Origin of the sequence: Kribbella speibonae, from assembly GCF_004331375.1 — a bacterium.
In the GTDB taxonomy this organism is placed as follows: domain Bacteria; phylum Actinomycetota; class Actinomycetes; order Propionibacteriales; family Kribbellaceae; genus Kribbella; species Kribbella sindirgiensis.
The window spans coordinates 46,154-66,825 of sequence record NZ_SJKC01000006.1 but is presented as its reverse complement, the minus strand read 5'-3'; the positions used below and the strand labels follow the sequence as shown (position 1 = coordinate 66,825).

At 67.9% G+C, this 20,672-nt stretch carries 22 protein-coding genes, 1 tRNA gene and 1 other RNA gene; 7 read left to right on the top strand and 17 right to left on the bottom strand.

Going from position 1 to position 20,672, the window contains the following annotated elements; all coding sequences use genetic code 11:
* Positions 1 to 17 precede the first annotated feature (17 nt).
* From E0H92_RS34735 to E0H92_RS45320, 5 genes are all read right to left on the bottom strand, one after another.
* Positions 18 to 665, bottom strand: a complete 648-nt coding sequence (locus E0H92_RS34735) for a hypothetical protein (RefSeq protein ID WP_131499249.1) — start codon at positions 663 to 665, stop codon at positions 18 to 20.
* Between the two features lie 4 nt (positions 666 to 669).
* Positions 670 to 1,314 carry a DUF5063 domain-containing protein gene (locus tag E0H92_RS34730; protein WP_131292785.1) on the bottom strand — a complete coding sequence of 215 codons (645 nt, stop codon included), beginning with the start codon at positions 1,312 to 1,314 and terminating at the stop codon, positions 670 to 672.
* A complete protein-coding gene (gene recR, locus E0H92_RS34725; RefSeq protein WP_131292783.1) occupies positions 1,307 to 1,906 on the bottom strand; it encodes a recombination mediator RecR in 600 nt (199 codons plus the stop codon). The genes E0H92_RS34730 and recR overlap by 8 nt, the downstream gene beginning before the upstream one ends.
* A gap of 1 nt (position 1,907) precedes the next feature.
* Positions 1,908 to 2,576 carry a YbaB/EbfC family nucleoid-associated protein gene (locus tag E0H92_RS45680; protein WP_338068886.1) on the bottom strand — a complete coding sequence of 223 codons (669 nt, stop codon included), beginning with the start codon at positions 2,574 to 2,576 and terminating at the stop codon, positions 1,908 to 1,910.
* Between the two features lie 178 nt (positions 2,577 to 2,754).
* Complete coding sequence (locus E0H92_RS45320; RefSeq protein WP_131499248.1) at positions 2,755 to 5,625, bottom strand: DNA polymerase III subunit gamma and tau; 2,871 nt, start codon at positions 5,623 to 5,625, stop codon at positions 2,755 to 2,757.
* Between the two features lie 70 nt (positions 5,626 to 5,695).
* Here E0H92_RS45320 and E0H92_RS34710 point away from each other — a divergent pair, with 70 nt between their 5' ends.
* Positions 5,696 to 6,511 carry an aminoglycoside 6-adenylyltransferase gene (locus E0H92_RS34710; protein ID WP_165550161.1) on the top strand — a complete coding sequence of 272 codons (816 nt, stop codon included), beginning with the start codon at positions 5,696 to 5,698 and terminating at the stop codon, positions 6,509 to 6,511.
* 6 nt (positions 6,512 to 6,517) lie between these two features.
* Here the strand turns inward: E0H92_RS34710 and E0H92_RS34705 are convergent, their stop codons facing one another.
* Positions 6,518 to 8,143 carry a long-chain fatty acid--CoA ligase gene (locus E0H92_RS34705; protein ID WP_165550160.1) on the bottom strand — a complete coding sequence of 542 codons (1,626 nt, stop codon included), beginning with the start codon at positions 8,141 to 8,143 and terminating at the stop codon, positions 6,518 to 6,520.
* Positions 8,144 to 8,306: 163 nt separating this feature from the next.
* Between E0H92_RS34705 and E0H92_RS34700 the strand changes: the two genes are divergently transcribed.
* The 3 genes from E0H92_RS34700 to E0H92_RS34690 are packed head-to-tail and all read left to right on the top strand — an operon-like array spanning position 8,307 to position 10,064.
* The gene (locus E0H92_RS34700; protein ID WP_131292777.1) at positions 8,307 to 8,783 is read left to right on the top strand and encodes a MarR family winged helix-turn-helix transcriptional regulator; all 477 of its coding nucleotides are present in this window, start codon (positions 8,307 to 8,309) and stop codon (positions 8,781 to 8,783) included.
* 2 nt (positions 8,784 to 8,785) lie between these two features.
* Entirely contained in the window at positions 8,786 to 9,190 is a 405-nt protein-coding gene (locus E0H92_RS34695; RefSeq protein WP_131466754.1) for an SRPBCC family protein, read from the top strand.
* A 25-nt stretch (positions 9,191 to 9,215) separates the two neighbouring features.
* Positions 9,216 to 10,064, top strand: coding sequence for an alpha/beta fold hydrolase (locus E0H92_RS34690; protein ID WP_131499246.1), 849 nt, complete (start codon positions 9,216 to 9,218; stop codon positions 10,062 to 10,064).
* On the opposite strand, the gene nadE is transcribed toward E0H92_RS34690, so the two are convergent.
* Both nadE and ffs read right to left on the bottom strand, forming a co-directional pair.
* Complete coding sequence (gene nadE, locus E0H92_RS34685; RefSeq protein ID WP_131499245.1) at positions 10,057 to 10,875, bottom strand: ammonia-dependent NAD(+) synthetase; 819 nt, start codon at positions 10,873 to 10,875, stop codon at positions 10,057 to 10,059. The two genes, E0H92_RS34690 and nadE, sit on opposite strands and share 8 nt — an antisense overlap.
* A gap of 45 nt (positions 10,876 to 10,920) precedes the next feature.
* Positions 10,921 to 11,017, bottom strand: an RNA gene (gene ffs, locus E0H92_RS34680) — signal recognition particle sRNA small type.
* A 114-nt stretch (positions 11,018 to 11,131) separates the two neighbouring features.
* Between ffs and E0H92_RS34675 the strand changes: the two genes are divergently transcribed.
* Positions 11,132 to 11,947, top strand: a complete 816-nt coding sequence (locus E0H92_RS34675) for a TIGR03620 family F420-dependent LLM class oxidoreductase (protein WP_165550159.1) — start codon at positions 11,132 to 11,134, stop codon at positions 11,945 to 11,947.
* Here E0H92_RS34675 and E0H92_RS34670 read toward each other — a convergent pair.
* From E0H92_RS34670 to E0H92_RS34660, 3 genes are all read right to left on the bottom strand, one after another.
* Positions 11,924 to 12,439, bottom strand: coding sequence for a GNAT family N-acetyltransferase (locus tag E0H92_RS34670; RefSeq protein WP_131499243.1), 516 nt, complete (start codon positions 12,437 to 12,439; stop codon positions 11,924 to 11,926). The genes E0H92_RS34675 and E0H92_RS34670 overlap by 24 nt on opposite strands.
* 120 nt (positions 12,440 to 12,559) lie before the next feature.
* The gene (locus E0H92_RS34665) at positions 12,560 to 12,967 is read right to left on the bottom strand and encodes a hypothetical protein (protein WP_131499242.1); all 408 of its coding nucleotides are present in this window, start codon (positions 12,965 to 12,967) and stop codon (positions 12,560 to 12,562) included.
* On the bottom strand, positions 12,964 to 13,473 hold the full coding sequence (locus E0H92_RS34660) for an RNA polymerase sigma factor (RefSeq protein WP_165550158.1): 510 nt from the start codon (positions 13,471 to 13,473) through the stop codon (positions 12,964 to 12,966). Before E0H92_RS34660 ends, E0H92_RS34665 begins: the two co-directional genes overlap by 4 nt.
* Before the next feature lie 93 nt (positions 13,474 to 13,566).
* Between E0H92_RS34660 and E0H92_RS34655 the strand changes: the two genes are divergently transcribed.
* Positions 13,567 to 13,654: transfer RNA gene (locus tag E0H92_RS34655), tRNA-Ser, on the top strand.
* A gap of 580 nt (positions 13,655 to 14,234) precedes the next feature.
* Positions 14,235 to 14,633 (top strand): hypothetical protein, encoded by a 399-nt coding sequence (locus tag E0H92_RS34650; protein WP_131499241.1) that lies wholly within the window; start codon positions 14,235 to 14,237, stop codon positions 14,631 to 14,633.
* A 73-nt stretch (positions 14,634 to 14,706) separates the two neighbouring features.
* Here the strand turns inward: E0H92_RS34650 and E0H92_RS34645 are convergent, their stop codons facing one another.
* The 6 genes from E0H92_RS34645 to E0H92_RS34620 all read right to left on the bottom strand — a co-directional run bounded on the left by E0H92_RS34645 (position 14,707) and on the right by E0H92_RS34620 (position 20,611).
* Entirely contained in the window at positions 14,707 to 15,144 is a 438-nt protein-coding gene (locus tag E0H92_RS34645; RefSeq protein WP_131499240.1) for a hypothetical protein, read from the bottom strand.
* Positions 15,145 to 15,250: 106 nt separating this feature from the next.
* Positions 15,251 to 16,117: a class I SAM-dependent methyltransferase gene (locus E0H92_RS34640; protein WP_131499239.1), complete on the bottom strand. Its 867-nt coding sequence runs from the start codon at positions 16,115 to 16,117 to the stop codon at positions 15,251 to 15,253.
* Positions 16,118 to 16,184: 67 nt separating this feature from the next.
* Positions 16,185 to 17,540: a hypothetical protein gene (locus E0H92_RS34635; protein ID WP_131499238.1), complete on the bottom strand. Its 1,356-nt coding sequence runs from the start codon at positions 17,538 to 17,540 to the stop codon at positions 16,185 to 16,187.
* Between the two features lie 75 nt (positions 17,541 to 17,615).
* Positions 17,616 to 19,049, bottom strand: coding sequence for an FAD-binding oxidoreductase (locus E0H92_RS34630; protein ID WP_131499237.1), 1,434 nt, complete (start codon positions 19,047 to 19,049; stop codon positions 17,616 to 17,618).
* Positions 19,050 to 19,175: 126 nt separating this feature from the next.
* On the bottom strand, positions 19,176 to 19,826 hold the full coding sequence (locus tag E0H92_RS34625; protein ID WP_131499236.1) for a response regulator: 651 nt from the start codon (positions 19,824 to 19,826) through the stop codon (positions 19,176 to 19,178).
* The gene (locus E0H92_RS34620; RefSeq protein WP_131499466.1) at positions 19,823 to 20,611 is read right to left on the bottom strand and encodes a sensor histidine kinase; all 789 of its coding nucleotides are present in this window, start codon (positions 20,609 to 20,611) and stop codon (positions 19,823 to 19,825) included. The genes E0H92_RS34625 and E0H92_RS34620 overlap by 4 nt, the downstream gene beginning before the upstream one ends.
* Positions 20,612 to 20,672: the final 61 nt, after the last annotated feature.

Genomic DNA, 20,672 nt, shown 5'->3' with positions numbered 1-20,672 from the left:
CGTCACGCTAACGCGCCTCAGGACCGCGGGTAACCGATCTCGGCGATGGATTCCTTGAGATCCGCCAAGCGGCGCTGACGATTGAGCGACGTGACGACGTACTCCGTCAGCGGCATCAGCGCGTACACGTGCCGGACGGCGTCGAGGTCCAGCGCTTGCTCGTAGTAGTCCTCGGCGAAGGACAGGTACGCCTCGGGGCGCCCGTCCGCGACCAGCTCGAACAGCTCATCCGCGCCGTCCGTACCGGCGTTCTTCACCGGCCCGCAACGCCAGGCGGTGTCGTCCGTCGTACGCCAGAAGCACACCGTCGCCCGCGGCGCCTCGTCCCAGAATGCCTTGTCGTCCCGCTGCGCGTGGAACACCTCGGGTACGCCGTCCAGCAGTCCGGGCCACGGCCGCATCTCGTTCACGTACGGCGACATCGGCGACTCATGGTCGAACCCGTACGCGAACGCCCCGTCCGGCGAGAACACGATCGAGTACTCGTTCCCCGACCCGTCCCGCATCAGGGCAGCCTCTTCGGTCGCGGACCAGCGCGCGTCGAACTCGTAGTACCTGGTCGACGCGTCGTCGTTCAGCACCAGATCGAGCACCGCGAGCGCGCGGCTCACCCGCCGTACGACCTCCGGCTCGGGCAACCGCCGAACCAGCTCGTGAACAGACATCCCGTCAGCGCCGCTGGACGGCCTCTTCGGCGACCTCGACGAGTTCACGATCGGTCGCCTCGGTCTCCGCGTCGTGCGCCGGCTCCAGCCGGTCGTGCGCGATCAGCGACTGAATGGCCCGCAGTACGGCGCTCGCGGCCGCACCCCACGTGGACACGTAGGAGAACTGCCACCACCACAGCGCCTCGACAACCCGGCCGTCCTCGTAGTGCGCGAGGCCGTGCACCAGGTCGGTCGCGATCGCGGTGAGGTCGTCGGAGAGCCGGTTGACGGTGATCTCCGGCGGAGCGGCGTACGGGTCGAAGACCTCGGCGTACTCGTCCAGGCCCTCGAACAGCACCGCGAGCCGGTCCCGCATCGCGTCCAGGTCCGGGTCCGGGCCGGCGTCGCTCTCGAAACGCTCCTCCGGCACGAAGTCCTCGAACGCGCCGAGCCGGCCGCCGGCGAGCAGCAACTGGCTCACCTCGAGCAGCAGGTACGGCAGCGAGGCGAGGCCCTCGTCGACCCCGTCCTCGTCCGGTTGCGCCGCGATGTCGCGGACCGAGATCAGGAAGCTCCGGACCTGGTCGGCGATCTGCTCGGCGAACTCCTCCAGATCCTCGGAGTCCGTGCTCAGTGCCCGCTCTGCAATATCTGTCGGTTCAGTCATCGATCGATCGTCGCCCTTCAAACGCCCGTCCGAGGGTCACCTCGTCGGCGTACTCGAGGTCACCGCCTACTGGAAGTCCACTAGCCAATCGGGTCACGCGCAACCCCATGGGCCGCAGCAGGCGGCTCAAGTAGGTCGCGGTCGCCTCACCTTCGAGGTTCGGATCGGTGGCCAGAATGATCTCGGTCACCTCACCGCTCGCCAGCCGCTGCATCAGCTCCTTGATCCGCAGCTCGTCCGGCCCGATGCCCTCGATCGGCGAGATCGCCCCGCCGAGCACGTGGTACCGGCCGCGGAACTCGCGGGTGCGCTCGATCGCGACCACGTCCTTGGCCTCCTCGACCACACAGATCAGGCTCAGGTCGCGGCGCGGGTCCCGGCAGATCCGGCACTGCGTCTCCTCGGAGACGTTGCCGCAGATCTCGCAGAACTTGACCTTCTCCTTCACCTGCACGAGCACATGCGCGAGCCGCCGTACGTCGGTCTCGTCGGCCGCGAGCAGGTGGAACGCGATCCGCTGCGCGGACTTCGGCCCCACACCGGGCAACCGCCCCAGCTCGTCGATGAGATCCTGAACGGCCCCCTCGTACACGTCAGCCTGGGTTCTGGCCGGGCTCGCCGGCCGAATTCCCCGGGTTCACGAACCCGACGCCGCCACGGTTGTCGCCACCGTCCCGGCTGTCGCCGCCGACTCGCTTGTCGCCGCCGTCCCGGCTGTCGCCACCGGTCAGCTTGTCGCCGCCGTCCCGCGTGGCGCCGCCGGCGCGGTTGTCCTCGTCGGCGTCGCTGTCCGGCTCAGCCGGCGCGACCGCTGGGGGAGCGCTGGGCAGGCCGAAGCCCGCGGGAGCCGTCGGTGCGTCACCGCCGAAACCGGGGAAGCCGCCCTCACCGCCGAACGCGCCGCCCAGCCCACCGGCCAGCGGTCCCATCGCGGCGGCCGCGGCCTGCTTCGCGTTCTCCGAGGCATCCCGGACCGCAGCGACGATCAGGTCGGCCAGCGTCTCGGTGTCGTCCGGGTCGACGGCCTCTTTCTTGATGTTCAGGCTCAGCAGCTCGCCCGTGCCGGACACCAGGGCAGTCACCAGACCACCGCCGGCGGATCCTTCGATCTCCTGACCTTCCAGGTCGGCCTGCGCTTCCATCAACTGGTTCTGCATCGCCTGCGCCTGCGCGAGCAGGTTGGACATGTCGAAGCCCCCAGCACCGCCACCGTCGAACACCGCGATCTCCTCGCCCGAACCACCCAACAACCGGAGCCTCAACACTAGCCGGTCCTCCCGACAACCCCACCCACCCCCAGAAACCGACCAGTCTCCCCACACTTATCCACAGGTCTGTGGACATCTCTTTCCACAGCCCTGTGGATCCTGTGGACCCCCAGTGCAAGTCCCCCACACCCCGTGTGGACGACCCCGAGTGTCCACACCAGCTAGTTGGGTTCTAGTTGGGTTCCTCGGTGATGATTTGGGCGCCGAGGGTTTCGCGCAAGAGGTCGGTGTGCGAGCGGGAGTCCTCCTCCAGCACCATGTCGTCCTCCCCGATCGAGTCCGCCTCTTCCTCCGGCGTCAGCGGTACCTCAGGAGCAGCCGCGGCCGCAGACGCCGCCTGCCGCTTCTGCTCAGCGGCAACAGCAGCCTCAGCCGCCCGCCGCTTACTCCCCGCCGGCTCCCGCTGCTCCACCCCGCCCGCCTGCTGCCGCGAGGGCCGAGCCACCGGCCCGTCCTCCCAAGGATCTTCCGGCGGTACGTCGTACTCAGAATCAGGCGGCTCCTGCAAAGCAACCGCCCCCGCAGCGCCTCCGACAGCCGCGGCTCCCCCCACAAGACCCGCAGCGGCGGCTACGCCGGAACTACTCACGCCGGCACCACCTGTTTCCGGCCCACTGGACCCGCCTGCACTCGAACCACTCGGCCCCGGCCTACCTGCACCCGGGCCGTCAGCCGCAGGACCAGCTGCGCCCGAACCGTCTGTCCCCGGACCACGTGCTGCTGGGCCGTCGGTGCCGGATCCAGTCGTGCCTGCGCCGCTTGGAGCGGCTGTCGGGCTGCTGGGACCTGCAACGGCGGGGCCGCCACCACCGGGCTGCGGGCTGGAACCGCCCGAGTTGCCAGGTCCGCCGGACTGCGGACCTGGCCGCCCCGCAGAGCCGCCACCTCCCGCCCCCGGATCGGTCGACGGGTCCACTACAGCCTCGACTCGACGGTCGACACCAATCGTGTCGATCATCGCCTGACGAAGAATCTCGTCACTCCCGGACCGCGCAAAGCTTTCCCGAGCACCGGCATTCACCAGCCCGAGCGTCAGCGTCTGATCGTCGATCGCGATCACCTGAGCGTTCTGACTCAGCATGATCCAAGCGAACCGCCGCTGAGCCTTCACAGCCTCCAAAACCTCAGGCCACAACCGCCGAATATCCCCCAACCCCACAGCCCCAACGCCACCAGCCGCCGGGGCCTGGACAGACTGCGCCGGCGAACTGGCCTGCACAGGCGAACCCGCCTGCGCGGCTGGACCGGCCTGAGCGGGCGGACTGACCTGGGCGACTGGTTCGTCGCCCCAGGCTCCCGTACGCGCTCCACCACCAGACGCACCCGCCGAGCCTCCGCCTGCCGACTCAGCACCACGCCCGGCCGCACCTCGCGAGCCACCGCCCGCCGATCCAGCGGCACCACCGGACGCACCCTGCGAGCTGCCTGTCGACTCGGCACCAACCCCCGCCGGGCCCCGGGAGCCATCGCTCGCGGACTCGGTGGCACCACCGGACGTGCCTTGCAGGCTGCCTGTCGACTCGGCGCCGCCACCGTCCTGGCTCGCGGTGGACTGTTCGCCAGCATGCCCCGCACCACCACCGGCCCGATCGCTCACTCCGGCCGGACCACCTGGACCCGCGCCACCCGGAGCCGTGCCAACGGGACTCGTGCCAACGGGACTCGTGCCAACCGGAGCCGAATTGCCGTCTGGGCCGCCTGGGGTCTGTGCCGCGGCGGGGGGTTCGGTTGGGGCCGACCTGTTGCCTGAGGTTGCGGCTGCTCGGGCGGCTGCTCTGCTTGTGGCGGCAGCGCCCGGTGTACCAGCAGATGCCTGAGCAGAGTCCGGCGTACCTCCGCCGACCGCGCCAGCCTCTGCCGTCCCCCCAGGGACCCCGATCGCGAGGCGGCGTTCCATGCGGTCGAGGCGCGCCTGAATGCCGTTTGTTGAGTCGTCGGCGCCGGGGAGAAGCACCTTGGCGCAGATCAGCTCGAGCTGCAAACGAGGAGCAGTCGCCCCGCGCATATCCAGCAAACCCTCAGCGACGATGTCCGCCGCTCGCGTCAGCTCAGCCGCGCCGATCCCGGCGGCCTGCGTCTGCAGCCGCTCAGCCTGGTCCTCCGCAGCCTCGATCAGCCCAGAAGTCACAGCAGTCGGCACGGCAGACAGGACCACGAGATCCCGCAGCCGCCGCAGCAGATCCTCGGCGAACCGTTTCGGGTCCTGGCCGGTCTCGATGACCTTCTCGACCGTCTCGAACACCGCCGCGCTGTCATGCGCCGCGAACCCGTCCACGCACGCGTCGAGCAGCGAGTCCGGCGTGAATCCGAGCAGCGCGACCGCCAGCTCGTACGTCACCCCCGCCGGCCCCGCGCCACCGATCAACTGGTCGAGCACGCTCAGCGAGTCACGCACCGACCCGGCGCCGGCCCGCACTACGAGAGGCAGCGCGGCGGGCTCGATCGACACGCCCTCGGCCTGGCACAGGGTCGCCATGTAGTCCGCGAGCGCCTTCGGCGGCACGAGCCGGAACGGGTAGTGGTGCGTACGCGACCGGATCGTCCCGATCACCTTGTCGGGCTCGGTGGTGGCGAAGATGAACTTGAGGTGCGGCGGCGGCTCCTCGACCAGCTTCAGCAGGGCGTTGAAGCCCTGCGTGGTCACCATGTGCGCCTCGTCGATGATGTAGATCTTGTAGCGGCTCTCGACCGGCGCGAAGAACGCCCGCTCGCGCAGGTCACGGGCGTCGTCCACACCACCGTGCGACGCCGCGTCGATCTCGATCACGTCGATGCTGCCGGGCCCGCCGCGGGCCAGGTCGGTGCAGGACTTGCACACCCCGCATGGCTCGGCGATCGGTCCCTTCTCGCAGTTGATCGCCCGGGCGAGGATCCGCGCGCTGGTGGTTTTTCCACACCCGCGCGGCCCGGAGAACAGGTAGGCGTGATTGACCCGGTTGTTACTCAGCGCGTTCCGCAGCGGCGCCGTGACATGGTCCTGCCCGATCACCTCCGCGAACGTCTCCGGGCGGTACCGGCGATACAAGGCAAGGGGCGCTTCCACGCCGCAACCCTAGCGCCGCCCCCGGACAATTCCCTGCCCCCGCCCTGCTGCGCGTCCTAGGGTGGTGCGGGTGACGACTGGGGATGAGCGGCAGCAGGCGGTGATCGCCCGCGCGGGAGAGGTACTGCGCGACGACAAGCGGGTGCTGGGCGTGTACCTGATCGGTAGTTACGCGACAGGAGCAGCCGACCGCTTCAGTGATGTCGACGTACACCTGGTGGTGACGGACGACAGCACCGAGTGGTTCAGGGAGCACTGGGCCGACGTACTGCGGGAGCTCACCGGGCCGACTGTGCTGGCGGATCGGCTGCCGGGGATGATCGGCGGACTCGGGATCACGGCGGACTGGTTGCATGTCGACCTGATCGTGCACCCGCTCGCGTCGTTCGACCGGTTCCAGTACGACGGGGTGCGGGTGCTGTTCGACCGGGAGGGCACCCTGTTTCCAGAGGGCGATCTCCCGCCGCAGGGTGGTCGGGCCGGCGAGCCGTACTGGCCCGCCGCCACCGTGAACCTCTTCTTCTATTTCCTCGGGAACCTGGTCACGGTCCTCGGACGGGACGAGCGGATCGTCGGCAACCAGGGCATCGGCGCCGTCCGCGACCAACTCATCGCGCTGATGCTCGCCGAGCGCGGCGTACGCCGAAACAGCGGCGCCAAACGCCTGAACGCGTTCCTGTCCGACGAGCAACGCGCAACGCTGGAGTCGATCCCGGCCGCCGGCACCGATGTCGCCGACATCATCGCGGCGAATCAGTACATCTGCCGCCAGTTCATCACCCGCGGTACCGCGCTCGCCGAACGGACCGGTGGCGAATGGCCTACCAAGTTCGTGGAGGCGACCCTCGCCCACCTCCAGAACCATTTCGGCACGAGCTTCGACTGACCATTTTTACTTGAGGTGGTAGTTGGCGAAGCGGCTGCGGAGGTCCTTCTTCGAGAACTTGCCGACTGACGTCTTCGGCACCTCGTCGATGAACTCGACCGCGTCCGGGAGCCACCATTTGGCCACCAGCGGCTGCAGGTACTCGAGGATCTCGTCGCCCGTCGCGCTCGCGCCCTCCTGGAGGACGACGCAGGCGAGCGGCCGCTCGTCCCACTTCGGATGCGGTACGCCGATCACCGCGGCCTCCTTCACCGCGGGATGGGCCATCAGCAGGTTCTCCAGCTCGACCGAGCTGATCCACTCGCCGCCGGATTTCACCAGGTCCTTCGTCCGGTCGACGATCCGCACCGACCCGTACTGATCGATCGCGGCGACGTCCCCGGTCTTCATCCACCCGTCCTCGGTGTTCAGCTGCACCCCGTCGTCCGGCCGGTAGTACTCCGCGGCGATCCACGGACCACGCACCTGCAGCTCGCCAGTCACGTCGTCGTCCCACGGCAACGGCGTGATCGAACCGGGCTCGACGATCCGCACCTCGACGCCCGGCAACGGCAGACCGGCCCGCGCTCGCAGGTGCGCCTGCTCTTCCTCGGGAAGGTCCTTGTTCCGCGCGGCGACGTGCGCCGCCGTCGCCACCGGGCTCGTCTCCGTCATCCCCCACGCCTGCAGGATCGGCCGGCCCAACTTCGCACGGAACGCCTCCGACAGCGCCTCCGGTACGGCGGAACCACCGCACGGAATCCGCCGCAGCTTCGGCAGCTCCACCCCGTCCAGCAGCGGCAGCAGCCCTTGCCAGATCGTTGGTACGCCCGCCGACAGCGTGACCTCCTGCTCCTGGAGCAGTTTGAGAATCCCCTGCGGGCTCATGTCCGGTCCTGGGAACACCAGTGACGCGCCGGCCATCGGCGCCGCGTGCGCCAGACCCCAGGCGTTCGCGTGGAACATCGGCACGACCGGCATCACTGTGTCCGTCTCGGCGAGTCCGATCCCGGCGTTGGTCAGGACACCGATCGAGTGCAGCCAGGTGGACCGGTGTGAGTAAACGACGCCCTTCGGGTTTCCCGTCGTACCGCTCGTGTAACACATCGCGGCGGCCTGGTTCTCGTCCTCGACGTGGAACTCCACCGGTTGGGCCGCGGCGAGCAGTTCCTCGTAGTCGTGGAACCGCGGGTCGTCCGGGATCTCCGCCGACGGCGCGCCGGGTGGCAGGTCGTCCATCACGACGACGTGACGAACCTCCGGCAGTCGCTCCAGCAACGGCAAGAACAACCCGAGCAGCGACCGGTCGACGAACACGACCTCGTCCTCCGCATGGTTCGCGATGTACACGACCTGGTCGGGGAAGAGTCTGATGTTCAGCGTGTGCAGCACCCGGCCGGTGCAGGGCGCCGCGAAGTACAGCTCGAGGTGACGCCCCGAGTTCCACGCGAAGGTGGCGACGCGGCCGTCCGGGCTGATCCCGAGCGTGTCCAGCACCCCGCCCAGGCGTCTGGTCCGGTCCGCCCACTCGCCGTACGTCACCTTTGTCGGCGCCGGACCGCCCGTATAGACGGTCTTGTCCGGGTAGAACTGCTCAGCCCGCCGGAAGATCGTGTCCAGGGACAGCTGGTAACTCTGCATCAGACCCTTCATGCAGACACTGTGCCAGTCGCGATGTCACCTTGACCATGACCTCAACCGGACTTTCTCCGGCACTCATCCGGAACTTTTCCGGAACTGTCGCCTCAGGCAACAGTCCGCGAGACACTCAGAATCAATAGATGACATGACACACGTGTCGTGTAATATGTCTGGCATGAAGGTTGTCGAGGAGCTTCGTTATCTCGTGCTGGCGATCCAGCGTGAGGGCAACCGCCTGCTCGCCGCGGAGCTGCGCCCGCTGGGCATCACGCCTTCCCAGGCAGAGGTTCTGCGCGTGCTCCGTGACCACGGCCCACTGACGCTGAACGCGCTCGGCGGACTGCTCGTCTGCGAGACAGGCAACAGCCCGAGCCGTCTCGTCGACCGGCTCGTCGCCCAGGGCCTGGTGAAACGGGGCATCGACACGATCGACCGGCGTTATCTCGCGCTCAGCCTGACTCCGCAGGGCCGCGCGCTGCACCGCCGCATCATCACCGCGGAGAACCGGCTGCACCGCACCATGGACGACCGTCTCGCCGGCCAGGCGCTCGACGAGACGATCTCGACCCTTCGTTCGCTCGCCGACGCCTTCCCGACCGGGGCTGCCCTGGCCCGCCGTCGGGGTCCCGCACTCGCCCACCAGGAGAACTAGTCATGGAACAGGCCACCGAGACCATCCACGCCGGCCAGGCGGCGATCCGGCAGGTGCTGCTGGACGCCCTGGGCCTGCCGGAGTGGAACGAGGCGTTCATCGCGATCGACGGCCCCCGCGAGACGAACCCGGGGACCCGCTACGCGCTCCGCGTGCGCCCGGGCTTCTCCGGCGAGCTGCAGTACACGGTGGTCGAGGTGGACCGCGTCGAGATCGTCTGGCAGGTCCCGGGCTTCCGTGAGGTCGGCACCTGGACCATCGGAGCCGACAGCCGCGTGACCCACACGTTCGAGCAGTCCGGACCGCTCGCGACCGTCCTACGCCCCGCGTACCGGAACATCGCCACCATCCGCCTGGCCCGCCTCGCCAACCGCGTCCGCCAACTCCAACTCGCCCACACCGCCTGAGCCAGGCACGCACTACGCTCCGCTCATGCTGACGGAGGTCCGCGACACCAGGCTGTACGTCGACCAGCGCGGCAGTACCGACGCGCCGCCACTGCTCTTCATCCACGGCGGCCCTGGTGCGGGCTCGTACGACTTCATGGCGTTCCAGGGCGACCGGCTCGCCGGCGACTTCCACCTGATCGGTGTCGACCAGCGCGGCGTGCAGCGGTCCGACCCACTCACCGGACCAGTCGACGAACAAGACCTGATCGCCGACTTCGAGGCCCTACGCGAGCAGCTAGGCATCGAGCGGTGGGCGCTGCTCGGTCATTCGTACGGCGGACGCCTGGCGCTCCGGTACGCCGTCAGGCACCCAGGCTCGATCACCCGGGTCGTCTTCGAGAACCCCGCCTGGGACATGGCACTCGCCACCGAGAACCTCGTCCGCGCCGCACTGCCGCTGCTACCGGGAGCCGAGCTCCCCCCGCACACCGGGCCGGCAACCAAGCAGATGTGGGACGAGCGGATCGCACTGCTCGCCCAGCTCGGCGACAAGCGCATGGGGATGTACCTCGGCCCGGACTATCAGGACCTGCAGCTACCCGCCGGCACTGAGCTCTCCGACGAGTACCACGAGCGCTCCGGTCAGTTCTCCGGCGAGATCACCAAGTCACCCAGCTTCGTCGAGCCCCTCCTGCAGCACTTCGCTCAGCTGACCCAGCCGGCTCTCCTGATCAAGGGCGAGCACGACCCGGCCACCAGCCCGCGGGAGTTCGAGCTGTTCCGTTCCGACGTACCGGACGGCACCTACTACTACGCGGCCGGCGCCGGGCACTTCGTGCACGCCGAGCAGGGCGAGCTCTTCGCGCGGCTGGTGACCGAGTTCCTCAGCTGAAGGCGAGGGGGACGGCTCGTTTGTGAGCCGTACGGCGGTGCGTCGCGATGATCGTGGTCGCGGCCTTCTCGTCCACGTCGTGGCCCTCGAGGAAGTCGTCGATCTCGTCGTAGGTCACGCCCAGCACGGCCTCGTCGGGGACGCCCGGGTTATTGGTCTCCAGGTCTGCGGTGGGCACCTTGCCCGTGATCTCCGGGGAGGCGCCGAGCCATTCGCCGACCGCGCGAACGCGACGCTTGGAGAGCCCGGACAGCGGGGTCAGATCGCAGGCGCCGTCGCCGTACTTGGTGAAGAACCCCATCACCGCCTCTGCCGCGTGGTCCGTGCCGACCACCAGACCGCCGCGGGCGCCGGCCACGAGGTACTGCGCGACCATGCGCTGACGAGCCTTGATGTTGCCGACGTGGAAGTCCTCCCGGTCGCCCAGACCGGAGTGCCGCACCGCCTCGACCATGGCGTCCGTCGCCGGCTTCACGTCGACCACCAGGGTCTCGTCGGGCTTGATGAACTCGAGCGAGCGCTGGGCGTCCGCCTCGTCGGCCTGCACGCCGTACGGCAGCCGCATCGCGACGAACGTCGCCTGACCGCCCTCCGACCGGACCCGCCCCGCCGCGAGCTGGCAGAGGCGGCCCGCCGTGGCGGAGTCGACACCGCCACTGATCCCGAGCACGTACGCCGTCGCGCCGGTCCGCCGGAGCCGGTCGGCGAGGAACTCCACCCGCTGCTCGACCTCGTTGTCCACGTCGAACGCCGCGGGCACACCGAGCTCCGCGATGATCAGTTCCTGCAGGTAACGGCTCTCGGGGTTCATCGCGCTCCTCTGTCTCGGGAGGACCAAGCCTAGACAGTGCCCGGACATGAGGATTCCCCGCGCACCCGGAAGAGCTCACTTACCCTTGCTGCCTTCCGGCCCTGGGGGGATTGGGCAAGATACCGCCACGCGGGGAACCAGCCATGAGTGTACGGGATCCCATCACCGCGACCGAAATCCGCCGGTGCATTCGCCGGCCTCTGAGCTCTCAGCGAACAGACGTGCGCGGTCCGGGTGTGAGGGTCAAGCTTGGTGGGTGACGGATCATCAATTCGGGCCTTTCGGGATCACGACAGGGCTCGACAGCAGTGCGGAGTCCATTGCGGCGGCGCGGGCGGCCGAGGAGCTCGGGTACCCGGCGATCTGGCTGTCCGGCGGGCCGCTGCCCGGGTTGCAGACCATCACCGATCTGGTGGGTGCGACGACGGCGATCAAGTTCGTCAGCGGGATCCTGGCGGTGGTGAAGTACAGCGCGGTCGACGTGAGTACGACGTACGCCGCGCTGGAGGCTTCCGCGCCGGGACGGTTCACTGTCGGTCTGGGTGGAGCACATGGGGCCAAGCCGATCGCCACGCTCAACGCGTACCTGGACGAGCTTGACGTACCTGTCGAGCACCGGCTGCTCGCTGCGCTCGGTCCCCGGATGCTGAAGCTCGCTGCGGACCGGTCCGCCGGCGCGTACCCGTTCCTGACCAGTGCGGCGTACTCCGCCGAGGCACGGAAGGTCCTGGGGCCGGACAAGCTCCTCGCCGTCAGCCACCTCGTGGTACTGGAGTCAGACGCCGACCGAGCCCGGGCGATCGCACGGGACACCATCAGCTTCTTTACGACCATCCCTGGCTACATGAGCTCGCTCAAGCGCCAGGGGTTCAGTGAAAGCGACCTGTCCTCGCTGCCGGACCACATGATCGATTCACTCGCCGCCTGGGGCAGCCCGGCCGACATCAGGACCAAGCTGACCGAGCACCTCGACGCAGGCGCCGACCACGTCGCAGTCAACGTCATCACCGGAGTCACCGGCCCCCAGCCAATCGAGCAGTGGCGCGCACTAGCCCCCACCCTCCTCGGGTAGCTGTTTCTCGTACAGGCGGGCGGTCGACTCGAGCTTGTCGTAGCGGTACGGGCGTGCCTCACCAGTCGCCTGAAAACCCTGGCGCTGCCAGAAACCGGTAGCGACCTGTGCGTTCGTGTCCACCACGGCCAGCCGCATCATCCGGATCTCAGGCCACGTGCTCTCGACGTACCGCTGGACGAGCTCGTACGTCGTTCTGCCGTGGCCGCGGCCCTGGTGGTCCGAGTGCACCTCGAGGAGACCGATGAACGCGGTGCGCTCGTTCGGGAACCCCCTGAGCAGATCGACAACGGCGACGAGTTGACGCCCGGCGAACGCGCCCAACACGACCTTCGCGTCCTCAGCGAGGCCGTCCGGCCGCATCATCAACAGACTCTGCGCATCCGCCTCGCCGGGCGGGTACCCGGTGATCCGCTCCGTGTACGCCGGATCCGACTCGATCAGCTCCTGCACCGCGTCGACGTCCCCCGGGGTGATCGGGCGCAACTCCATGCAGCCGACCCTAGATGAGCAGCCCCACCACCAGCAGCAGGATTAGCACGGCTGCGATCACTAGGCCGGCGCGCTTGGTGCCGAAGCGCCTCAGGGCAATGGCCAATGGTCCGATCGGTTTCATCGTCGCTCCAGTCGTCTCTTTGCTAGATGGGTGAACAAGAGGTAAGCCACTGCTGCTGGTACGAACGGCAGGCCGAGTCGGCCGTGCCCGGCGAGTGCGAGTCCGATCGACAGGAGTACGGCGAAACCGGAGGCGATCCAGCCGGCGATCACTCGGTCCTTGGCGAACAGGTGACCGCGCTGACGAAGTACGTAGACCGCTCTGGCCATGACACCGAGCCCGACGAGCAGGATGGCGGCGAATCCGACCTGTGCCCGTGCCGGCAACCTGTCCTCGGTCAGCCAGAGCACTCCGACCAGTGCGACCACAGCACCCGCACCGCAGAGCTGGACCACGGACCGGACGCGTCGCCGCAGTGAGAGCGAGTCATGCAGTCCCGCGATGGTTTCCTCTGCTGAGATCACGACCCTGCCTCCTCTCGCAACAGCCGGCGTGCTCGGTACAGACGCGACTTGACGGTCCCCACCGGTACGCCGAGCACCTCCGCGCACTCCTCCAAGCTGAGGTCCTCCAGGTGGAACAGCACCAGCACCTCCCGCTCCATCACAGGCACCCCGCCCAGCAACCGCCGTACGTCGATCCGCTCGACCACGTGGTCCGCCGGGTCGGGTTCCTCGTCTACGTCGACGTGCGGCTGTTCGGCGTACCGCTGCCTCAGCTGGTTGACCACACTGCGCCGGGCGATGGTGAAGAGCCACGCAGCGAACCGCTCCGGCTCCTTGAGCCGCGGCAGCCCACGTACGACGGCCAACCACACCTCCTGCGACACGTCATCGGCCAGGTCAGCCTGCCCGAGCATGTGGCGCACGTACCCCCACACCGCCTCGTGCCACCCCCGCACCAGCTCAGCAACCGCCTCCCGGTCCCCCACCTGAGCCCGCACCACCACAGCCACCCAAGCCGACTCCACACGCCACCTCCCTCACCCCACAGTCGCGCCGGCCCGCCTCCAGGTTCACACCCGATTTCGGAATCCCGCGCCGCCTCGGTATTCTCTCCGCTTGGAGGATTCGCCTAGAGGCCTAGGGCGCACGCTTGGAAAGCGTGTTGGGGGCAACCCCTCACGAGTTCGAATCTCGTATCCTCCGCCAGGGAACACAGAGGGTCGACCGCAGTCGCGGCCGGCCCTCTGAGCGTTCACGGCCTCGGCGAAGGTCTCAAGACCCCCCAAGCTGAGAAACCTCAGTCTCCTCGTGCTCGGAAAGCACGGCTGATCGAACCCTGGCCAAGGGTGGCGGGCCGGGGTTCAATGGCCGGCAAGGGCGGCACGTGGGGGAATGTATGAGGGGAACGCTGGTAGGGCTGGCAGTGGTTTGCTGGCTCATCACTGTGCGGCTTGTGGTCGGTGCGGTAGCGGCAACGCATCAGGGTCAAGCATTGGTTTGTTGGGTGCTGGCTGCAGCCGGTGGTTACGGCGGATACGCGCTCATTCGGCGAGCCCTGAGACCGGAATACCGGCACGTTCCGCCGGCGGAGTCAACCCGCGACTGGGACGCCTACCTCGCACCGAAGCCGCCGGTCTCCAGGCCGACCATGTCGAGTCCGGCTCCGGGAACAGGAGCAATTTCGCCGACTTTCGACATCCCTGAGATCCCGATGTCTCACCCTCCGGCTGAACCGCGATCACAGACCAGCGATATGCCTCGATCTGGTCACCAGAAAGGACTCGTCGTGCGCCCCGACATCATCGTTGCCATGGAGGCTGCCTCAGCCGACGTCCAAGCCAAGCTCGGCGGCACCGGCCTGAGCGCAATGAAGATTCTCGACGAGCATCTACCGGAGACTGAGCGAGTTCAGCACATCGTCAGCGCCGGCGTCGAACCGTTGAACACAGTGGAGAACTGCGCGCTGGTGATCACCGACGCGCGCCTGTTGTTCGTCAACCCGTTGCCGCAGGTCCTCGCCTGGAATCTGACCCAGATCGCCAATGTCCATGCAAGTCTGGGCTTCATGGTGACAACGCACGGCGGTGATCAGACGCACCTCGGTATCAACCGCAGCGGGGGCAACGCGTTTGTCGAACGCTTGCACGTCGCGATGGCAATTGCCGTACTGCGCGCAACAGCCTAGTGTCGCGGGTTTGAGGGAGGTCCTGCTTGCGCTGGGTCTTGTCCGATGTCATCCGAACTCCTGGAACGAAGCGCTAGCCGCGGTAGGCGCCCCAGGAGTGGATTGTTACGAGGCCGGATTTGGTGACCTTGTTGAAGCGGACTCGGTAGGTGCCGCTGGCCACTGTCCCGAAGGACAAAGTGTCTACGGTCTTGTAGGTGGTGCAGGGGACGTCCTTCGTCTGTTTCGCATCGCCCCACACGCCGTTGACGAGCTTCTGCAGTCTCACGTCCCAGTAACCGCCTGCGGACAACACGCCGTAGTCGCAGGAAGCGTAGTAGGAGAGCTTGATCACGCCGCCGTTCCCGCTGAAGGTGCGATAAGAAATGACGCTGTCCCGGAATTGGTAGTTCGTTCCCTGAGCCAGGTACGACACCGCGTCACTTTGCTCGGCCTTCGAGATGACGCCCACGGATAGCACCGTCGCAAGGGACAGCACCGCCAAGGTCAGAATTCTCAGCTTCTTCTTCAATTGACTGCCTCTTCTCCGCGAGTCCGCCCGTTGACGCCGGTGACTTTATGAGCCGGCCCAGTCGGATCGCTGCCCGTACCTCGCCCGTACACCGGGGGTCAGCGAGCTACCGGACTGCAACCACTCGCATTGAGCCGCTGGTTACGCGGATTCGGCGGGTGTGGAGGGCTGGGAGGCGCTCGATGGGTGGGATGAGGCGGGAGGCGGGGGCGAGGAGTTCGCGTAGGCGGGTGGCTACGAACGGGAGGGCGTAGTACTGGTAGGCGCTGTCGACGGCGCTTACGGTGAAGCCGGCTCGCTTCAGGAGGGCTGCGATGGTGTCGGGGTCGTAGTAGCTGACGTGTTCGGGGATCTTGTAGGAGACCCAGCGTCGGCCGGATGCCCGGGACAGCAGGCTTCTGATGTTGGGCGTTACCAGGACGAGCAGGCCGCCCGGCCGGAGCAGGCTGCCGGCGCGTTCGAGGAAGGCACCCGGTTCGGTGAGGTGCTCAATGAGATGCGATCCGAAGATCACGTCGTACTGCTGCTCCTGGATCTCCGGCACCTCCTCGAGCAAGCCGCAGAAGACCCGGTTCGGTAGCCGTTCTGAGGCCCACTTGACCGCGGTTGGTGAGAGATCGATGCCGTAGGCGTCGTATCCGGCCTGCAGGGCGCACTGCAGGAAGTAGCCGTAGCCGCAGCCCACCTCCAGCACCTTGCCGGACGGGACGAACTCGGCGATCCGGCGGACGTCCTCCCGGAAGGTTGCGAGGTACTCGGGCTCCTGGCTCTCGTACTCCGAGTAGCCGGAACCGTCGCCGCCGAAGTACGAGTCCGTCTCGTACAGGGCCCGGAGGGTTTCCGGGGTCGGTGTGGGTTGGAGCTGAACGAGGCCGCACGCCTGGCACTCGGCGATTCCGTAGCCGTCCTTCGTGAAGCGACGGCGGAAAGGTCCGCGCGCCGCACACAGAATGCATACCGTTTCATCACGCATGGCGACCGGTCCCCCGTGATCGAGAAGGGGCGAATCTAGTTGACCCAGAAGCCAATCGGCAACAGGTTCAGGGCTGGAATACGCGGGCGCAGGTCTTGGTGACGCGGGTGATCAGGCTCGGAGGGACTTCGGCCGGGGTGGGGCTTGGGGGTACGTAGGTGCGGCTGACCACCTGACCCAGGACCGCGGAGGCGAGCATGTCCGGATCCGGGCTCACGTACAGGTTGATCTGGTGTGTGGCCGGGAGTTCGGTCATCGCCTTGAGGGCCGCGGTGAGGTCGGCGTCGGTGATGTCGTGGGCGATGGTCAGGTTGGCGGATGCCGGGCCGACCCGAATCCCGGTCACCCCGGCGACGTCGGCAACAGCCACATGGACCCGGTACTGCGGGCCGGTGTCGAACGGCGAGCCCGTGAAGACCGGGTTGCCCAGTTGCCCGACGAATCGCGATTGCCCTCTGATCAGGTCGATCGGCAGATAGGAGCCCCAGCCTTTGCGCAGGCTCGCAACCGCGGCGACGTACCCGGCGCCGTTCCGCACGGTGACCGATCTCGGCCTGTCGGCACCGAGATCGATCTGAATGACGTCGGGGATCTTCATCAGGTCCGCGGTCAGTCTGCGGACCTGAGGAGTGAACGCCTTCGCGAAGTCGGTGTAGCGCGCCCGGGCCGGTCCCCAGCCGAGCTTCAGATCCCCGAACTGCCGCGCGATCGCCAGGGTCGGCAACGCCTTGAGCAGGGCGTCCAGGCCGATGTCAGCGGCCGAGAAGTAGATCCCCGCCCCGCTGTCCGGCGCCGCGGTCCACCCGGTCAGGTGGGGGTACCGCCGCTGGAGGTCGGCGAAATGCCGGGTCGCGGCACGATCGAGGCGGAAGCCGAGGCTGGGGCAGTCGGTCCACTCGACGACGACCTGCCGATCACTGGATTCGACCCGATGCGTACGCCGGCCGTCCTTGCTCGGCACCACCTCGTCCAGTCCGACGGCAACGCCGGCCACCGCGGCCGGTGGAGCGGTCACGAGCAGTCCCGACGATCCGTACCTGGACGCCGTCGCCCGGCCGTCACGACGGAGCCAGAGCACTCGCTCCACGTCCTCGTTCCGGTCTGGAAGCGACATGTAGAACTCGGCGCGGAACGTGTCGATCTCCAGCTCAACCCTGGGGAGGTCCTCGTCTTCGCGCTGCGCGTACTCCTCTCTGATCTTGGCGATCAACGCGGTCACGTCCTCGTCCGACCGCTGCTTCGCCAGCGTCATGAGGATGTGCCGGCTGTCGGCGGGACCAGCCAGCTCAGCCTTCTCGACACCGTCGAGCCGGCGCATCCACTCCAGGAGGCTCGCTGCGGCGTCGGGTTTGTCGCATCCGGTCAGAACTCCGAGTACGACGCCGCCGGCCAGCGTCCCGAACGCACGGCGATTGATCTGCACGCGCTGATTGTCGGCGAGCCACGGGTCACCGGCGCCCCCATAAGGGCCGGACGCTTGGTGCGCCCGGCCCTTCTCTCAGGCTCCCGGGGTGATGTTGTTGTTCAGGCGGAAGAAGTTGTCCGGGTCGTACGTCGCCTTGATCGCGGCGAGCCGTTCTAGGTTGGCGCCGAAAGCGCTCTCGACGCCCACGGTGACTGCCTCGTCGGCGACGCTGTTGAAGTTCAGGTACAGCGAACCGGTTCCGTGCTCGTGGACCTCGCCCCACGCGCCGCGGACCCACGAGATGACCTTGTCGTCGTCAGCGGCGTCCTCCCAGTTGCCGTCGATCGACACCATCCACTTCGCCGACCGCTCGCTGTAGGCGGTGTCTGTTGCTCCGACCTGGTTGATCGCGCCGCCCATCAGGAAGGTGACCACGAAGACCCGGTCGTGCGGTCGCGTGCGGGCCTTGGCCACGATGATGTCGAGTACCGGGTCGGTGAGGTCCTCCACGAACGTCGACTTCCAGTAGCTGCGCAGCGTTCCGCGCCGGAAGAACTCGTCGAAGGCGGTCTGGACACCGACGAACGGGAGCGGGCCGGAGATGTCGACGAGCGGCGTACCGATGTCGCGGAGCGGCTGAATGATCCTCATGCCTTCCTCCGGGTCGCCGGAGTACACGGCGCCGGTGACGATCATCGGTACGTTGTGGATCTGCGGCGGTGTGTGCTCGCTGGCCGGAAGCGTCGTACATCCGATCAGGGCCGAGATCTCGTCGGGCACCGTCGCGGCCCAGTCGCGGAACTGCCGGTACACGTTCTCGGCGTCCTCGACAGGGTGGAAGACGCCGGCGAACGCCACCGTCGGGCCCACCGGCCGGCATTGGAACGTGAACGAGGTGACCACGCCGAAGTTGCCGCCACCGCCGCGGATCGCCCAGAACAGATCAGGGTTCGAGTCCGCCGACGCTGTCCGGACCTGCCCGTCTGCGCACACCACCTGCGCGGACAACAGGTTGTCGATCGCCAGCCCGTACTGACGGCGAACCCATCCCTCACCACCGCCGAGCGTCAGCCCCGCGACGCCGGTGTCGGAGACGACGCCGCTCGGGGCGACGAGCCCGAAGGCCTGGGTCTCGTGGTCCATGTCGCCGATCAGCGCTCCACCTTGGACGCGCACCGTCCGGGCCTCGGGGTCGACGTCGACGCCGTTCATCCGGGCGAGGTCGAGGAGCAACCCTCCGTCGACACTCGAGAGCCCGGCGACCGAGTGACCACCTCCACGAACGGCGACCAGGAGACCGTTCTCCCGGGCGAAATTGATCGCGCCGATCACGTCCGCGGTGCCGCTGGGACGTACGACCAGCGACGGCCTCCCCGGATACATCGCGTTGTAGGCCGAGCGAACCCCCGCATAGCCCGGGTCCTCCGGCGTCAGCACGTCACCCCGGATCGTCATCCGGAGCTCTTCGAGCATCTCGTTGCCGATCTTCGTCTCGACGCCCTTCAGCGTCGTCACCGTGACAGTCATCCCCTTGCCCCCTACTCCTGAACGGGGGGAGCACATCACCCCATTACCGAGGCTAAACCTGGATGGGCAGGTAGGCACGGGTCCAGCGACGGTTGCCGTAAGCAACCGTTGGGCTACTGCCCGCGCTCAATGGTCGCCGGGGGTGATGAGGCCGGTTTCGTAGGCGAGGACCACGGCTTGGGAGCGGTCTCGAAGGTTGAGTTTGGCGAAGATCCGGGCCACGTGGGTTTTGACGGTGGCTTCGCTGAGGGTGAGGGCGGTGGCGATTTCGGCGTTGGAGCGGCCTTGGCCCATCAGGGTGAGGACTTCCAGTTCGCGCGGCGTGAGGTTGGACAAGTCGCGGTGGAGGGCGGGTTCGGGGGTGGCGAAGCGCTCGACGAGGCGGCGGGTGATGGACGGGGACAGGAGAGCGTCGCCCGTGGTGACCAGGCGGACGGCCGCAGCCAGGTGTTCGGGTGTCACGTCCTTGAGGAGGAAGCCACTGGCGCCGGCGGCCAGTGCGGCGTACACGTAGCTGTCCAGGTCGAAGGTGGTGAGGATCAGGACGCGGCAGTCGGTCGGGGTGGCCAGGATGCGGCGGGTGGCCTCCAGGCCGTCCATGGTGGGCATGCGGATGTCCATCAGGACGACGTCCGGGTGCAGGCGTCGTACGGCGTCTACCGCTTCCAAGCCGTCCGCGGCCTCGCCCACGACCTCGATGCCCCGGGCAGTGAGGATCATCCGGAAGCCGGTGCGTACCAGGGCCTGGTCGTCAGCGATCACCACTCGGGTCGTCATGGGCGTTCCAGCGGGAGCTTGGCGCGGACGCGGTAGCCGCCGCCGAGGCGCCGGCGGGCGTCGAGCTGGCCGCCGTACACGCCGACGCGCTGCTTGAGGCCGAGGAGCCCACGGCCGTCGCCTTCGGAGACCACCGAACGGCCGCTGCCAGTCAGGACGCTCGGACCGGAGTTGAGGACTTCGACCCGCAACGCGTGCGGCGCGTAGCGGACGGTCACCTCGGCCCTGACACCGTCGCCGTGCTTGAGGGCGTTGGTGAGCGCTTCCTGGATGACGCGGTACGCCGTGACGTCGACGCCGGTCGGCAACGGGTACGGGTCTCCGGAGATCCGTACCTCGACAGGTAGACCCGCGAACGCGATGCGGTCGATCAGCTCGCTCAGACGAGTCAGGCTCGGCTGAGGGGCCAAGGCGTCGTCCTCGACGCCGTCAGCCTTCGGTGCGAGTAGCCCGAGCAGATGGCGCAGCTCAGCCATGGTGTCGCGGCCTGCGGCTTCTACCGCGAGTAGAGCTGCCTCCGCCTCGTCCGGTGAGGTTCCCAGCACCTGCCGGGCCGCACCGGTCTGGATGACCATGACACTGACGTTGTGGCTCACGATGTCGTGCAGGTCGTGCGCTATCCGCGCCCGCTCCGCGTCGACCGCCTTGCGCGCCGCTGACTCCCGTTCCCGCTCCAGCAGCCACCCGCGCTCCTCCAGCGCGCGACCGTGAGCACGCTGAGCGCGCAACCATAAGAGCGCGAGCAGACCGGCCACCACCGCCAGCAGCACCACCAGGAACCACATCACGAGACCACTGTCCCAAAGCTGTACGCCACATCGCATCATCCGCCAGACGCACCGCCGT

What these genes read in the sequence shown, in the direction of transcription:
- E0H92_RS34735 (WP_131499249.1), bottom strand. Translation starts at nt 665, where the DNA reads ATGTCTGTTCACGAGCTGGTTCGGCGGTTGCCCGAGCCGGAGGTCGTA.
- E0H92_RS34730 (WP_131292785.1), bottom strand. Translation starts at nt 1,314, where the DNA reads ATGACTGAACCGACAGATATTGCAGAGCGGGCACTGAGCACGGACTCC.
- E0H92_RS34705 (WP_165550160.1), bottom strand. Translation starts at nt 8,143, where the DNA reads ATGAAGGGTCTGATGCAGAGTTACCAGCTGTCCCTGGACACGATCTTC.
- E0H92_RS34700 (WP_131292777.1), top strand. Translation starts at nt 8,307, where the DNA reads ATGAAGGTTGTCGAGGAGCTTCGTTATCTCGTGCTGGCGATCCAGCGT.
- E0H92_RS34695 (WP_131466754.1), top strand. Translation starts at nt 8,786, where the DNA reads ATGGAACAGGCCACCGAGACCATCCACGCCGGCCAGGCGGCGATCCGG.
- E0H92_RS34690 (WP_131499246.1), top strand. Translation starts at nt 9,216, where the DNA reads ATGCTGACGGAGGTCCGCGACACCAGGCTGTACGTCGACCAGCGCGGC.
- nadE (WP_131499245.1), bottom strand. Translation starts at nt 10,875, where the DNA reads ATGAACCCCGAGAGCCGTTACCTGCAGGAACTGATCATCGCGGAGCTC.
- E0H92_RS34670 (WP_131499243.1), bottom strand. Translation starts at nt 12,439, where the DNA reads ATGGAGTTGCGCCCGATCACCCCGGGGGACGTCGACGCGGTGCAGGAG.
- E0H92_RS34640 (WP_131499239.1), bottom strand. Translation starts at nt 16,117, where the DNA reads ATGCGTGATGAAACGGTATGCATTCTGTGTGCGGCGCGCGGACCTTTC.
- E0H92_RS34630 (WP_131499237.1), bottom strand. Translation starts at nt 19,049, where the DNA reads ATGACTGTCACGGTGACGACGCTGAAGGGCGTCGAGACGAAGATCGGC.
- E0H92_RS34625 (WP_131499236.1), bottom strand. Translation starts at nt 19,826, where the DNA reads ATGACGACCCGAGTGGTGATCGCTGACGACCAGGCCCTGGTACGCACC.
- E0H92_RS34620 (WP_131499466.1), bottom strand. Translation starts at nt 20,611, where the DNA reads ATGTGGTTCCTGGTGGTGCTGCTGGCGGTGGTGGCCGGTCTGCTCGCG.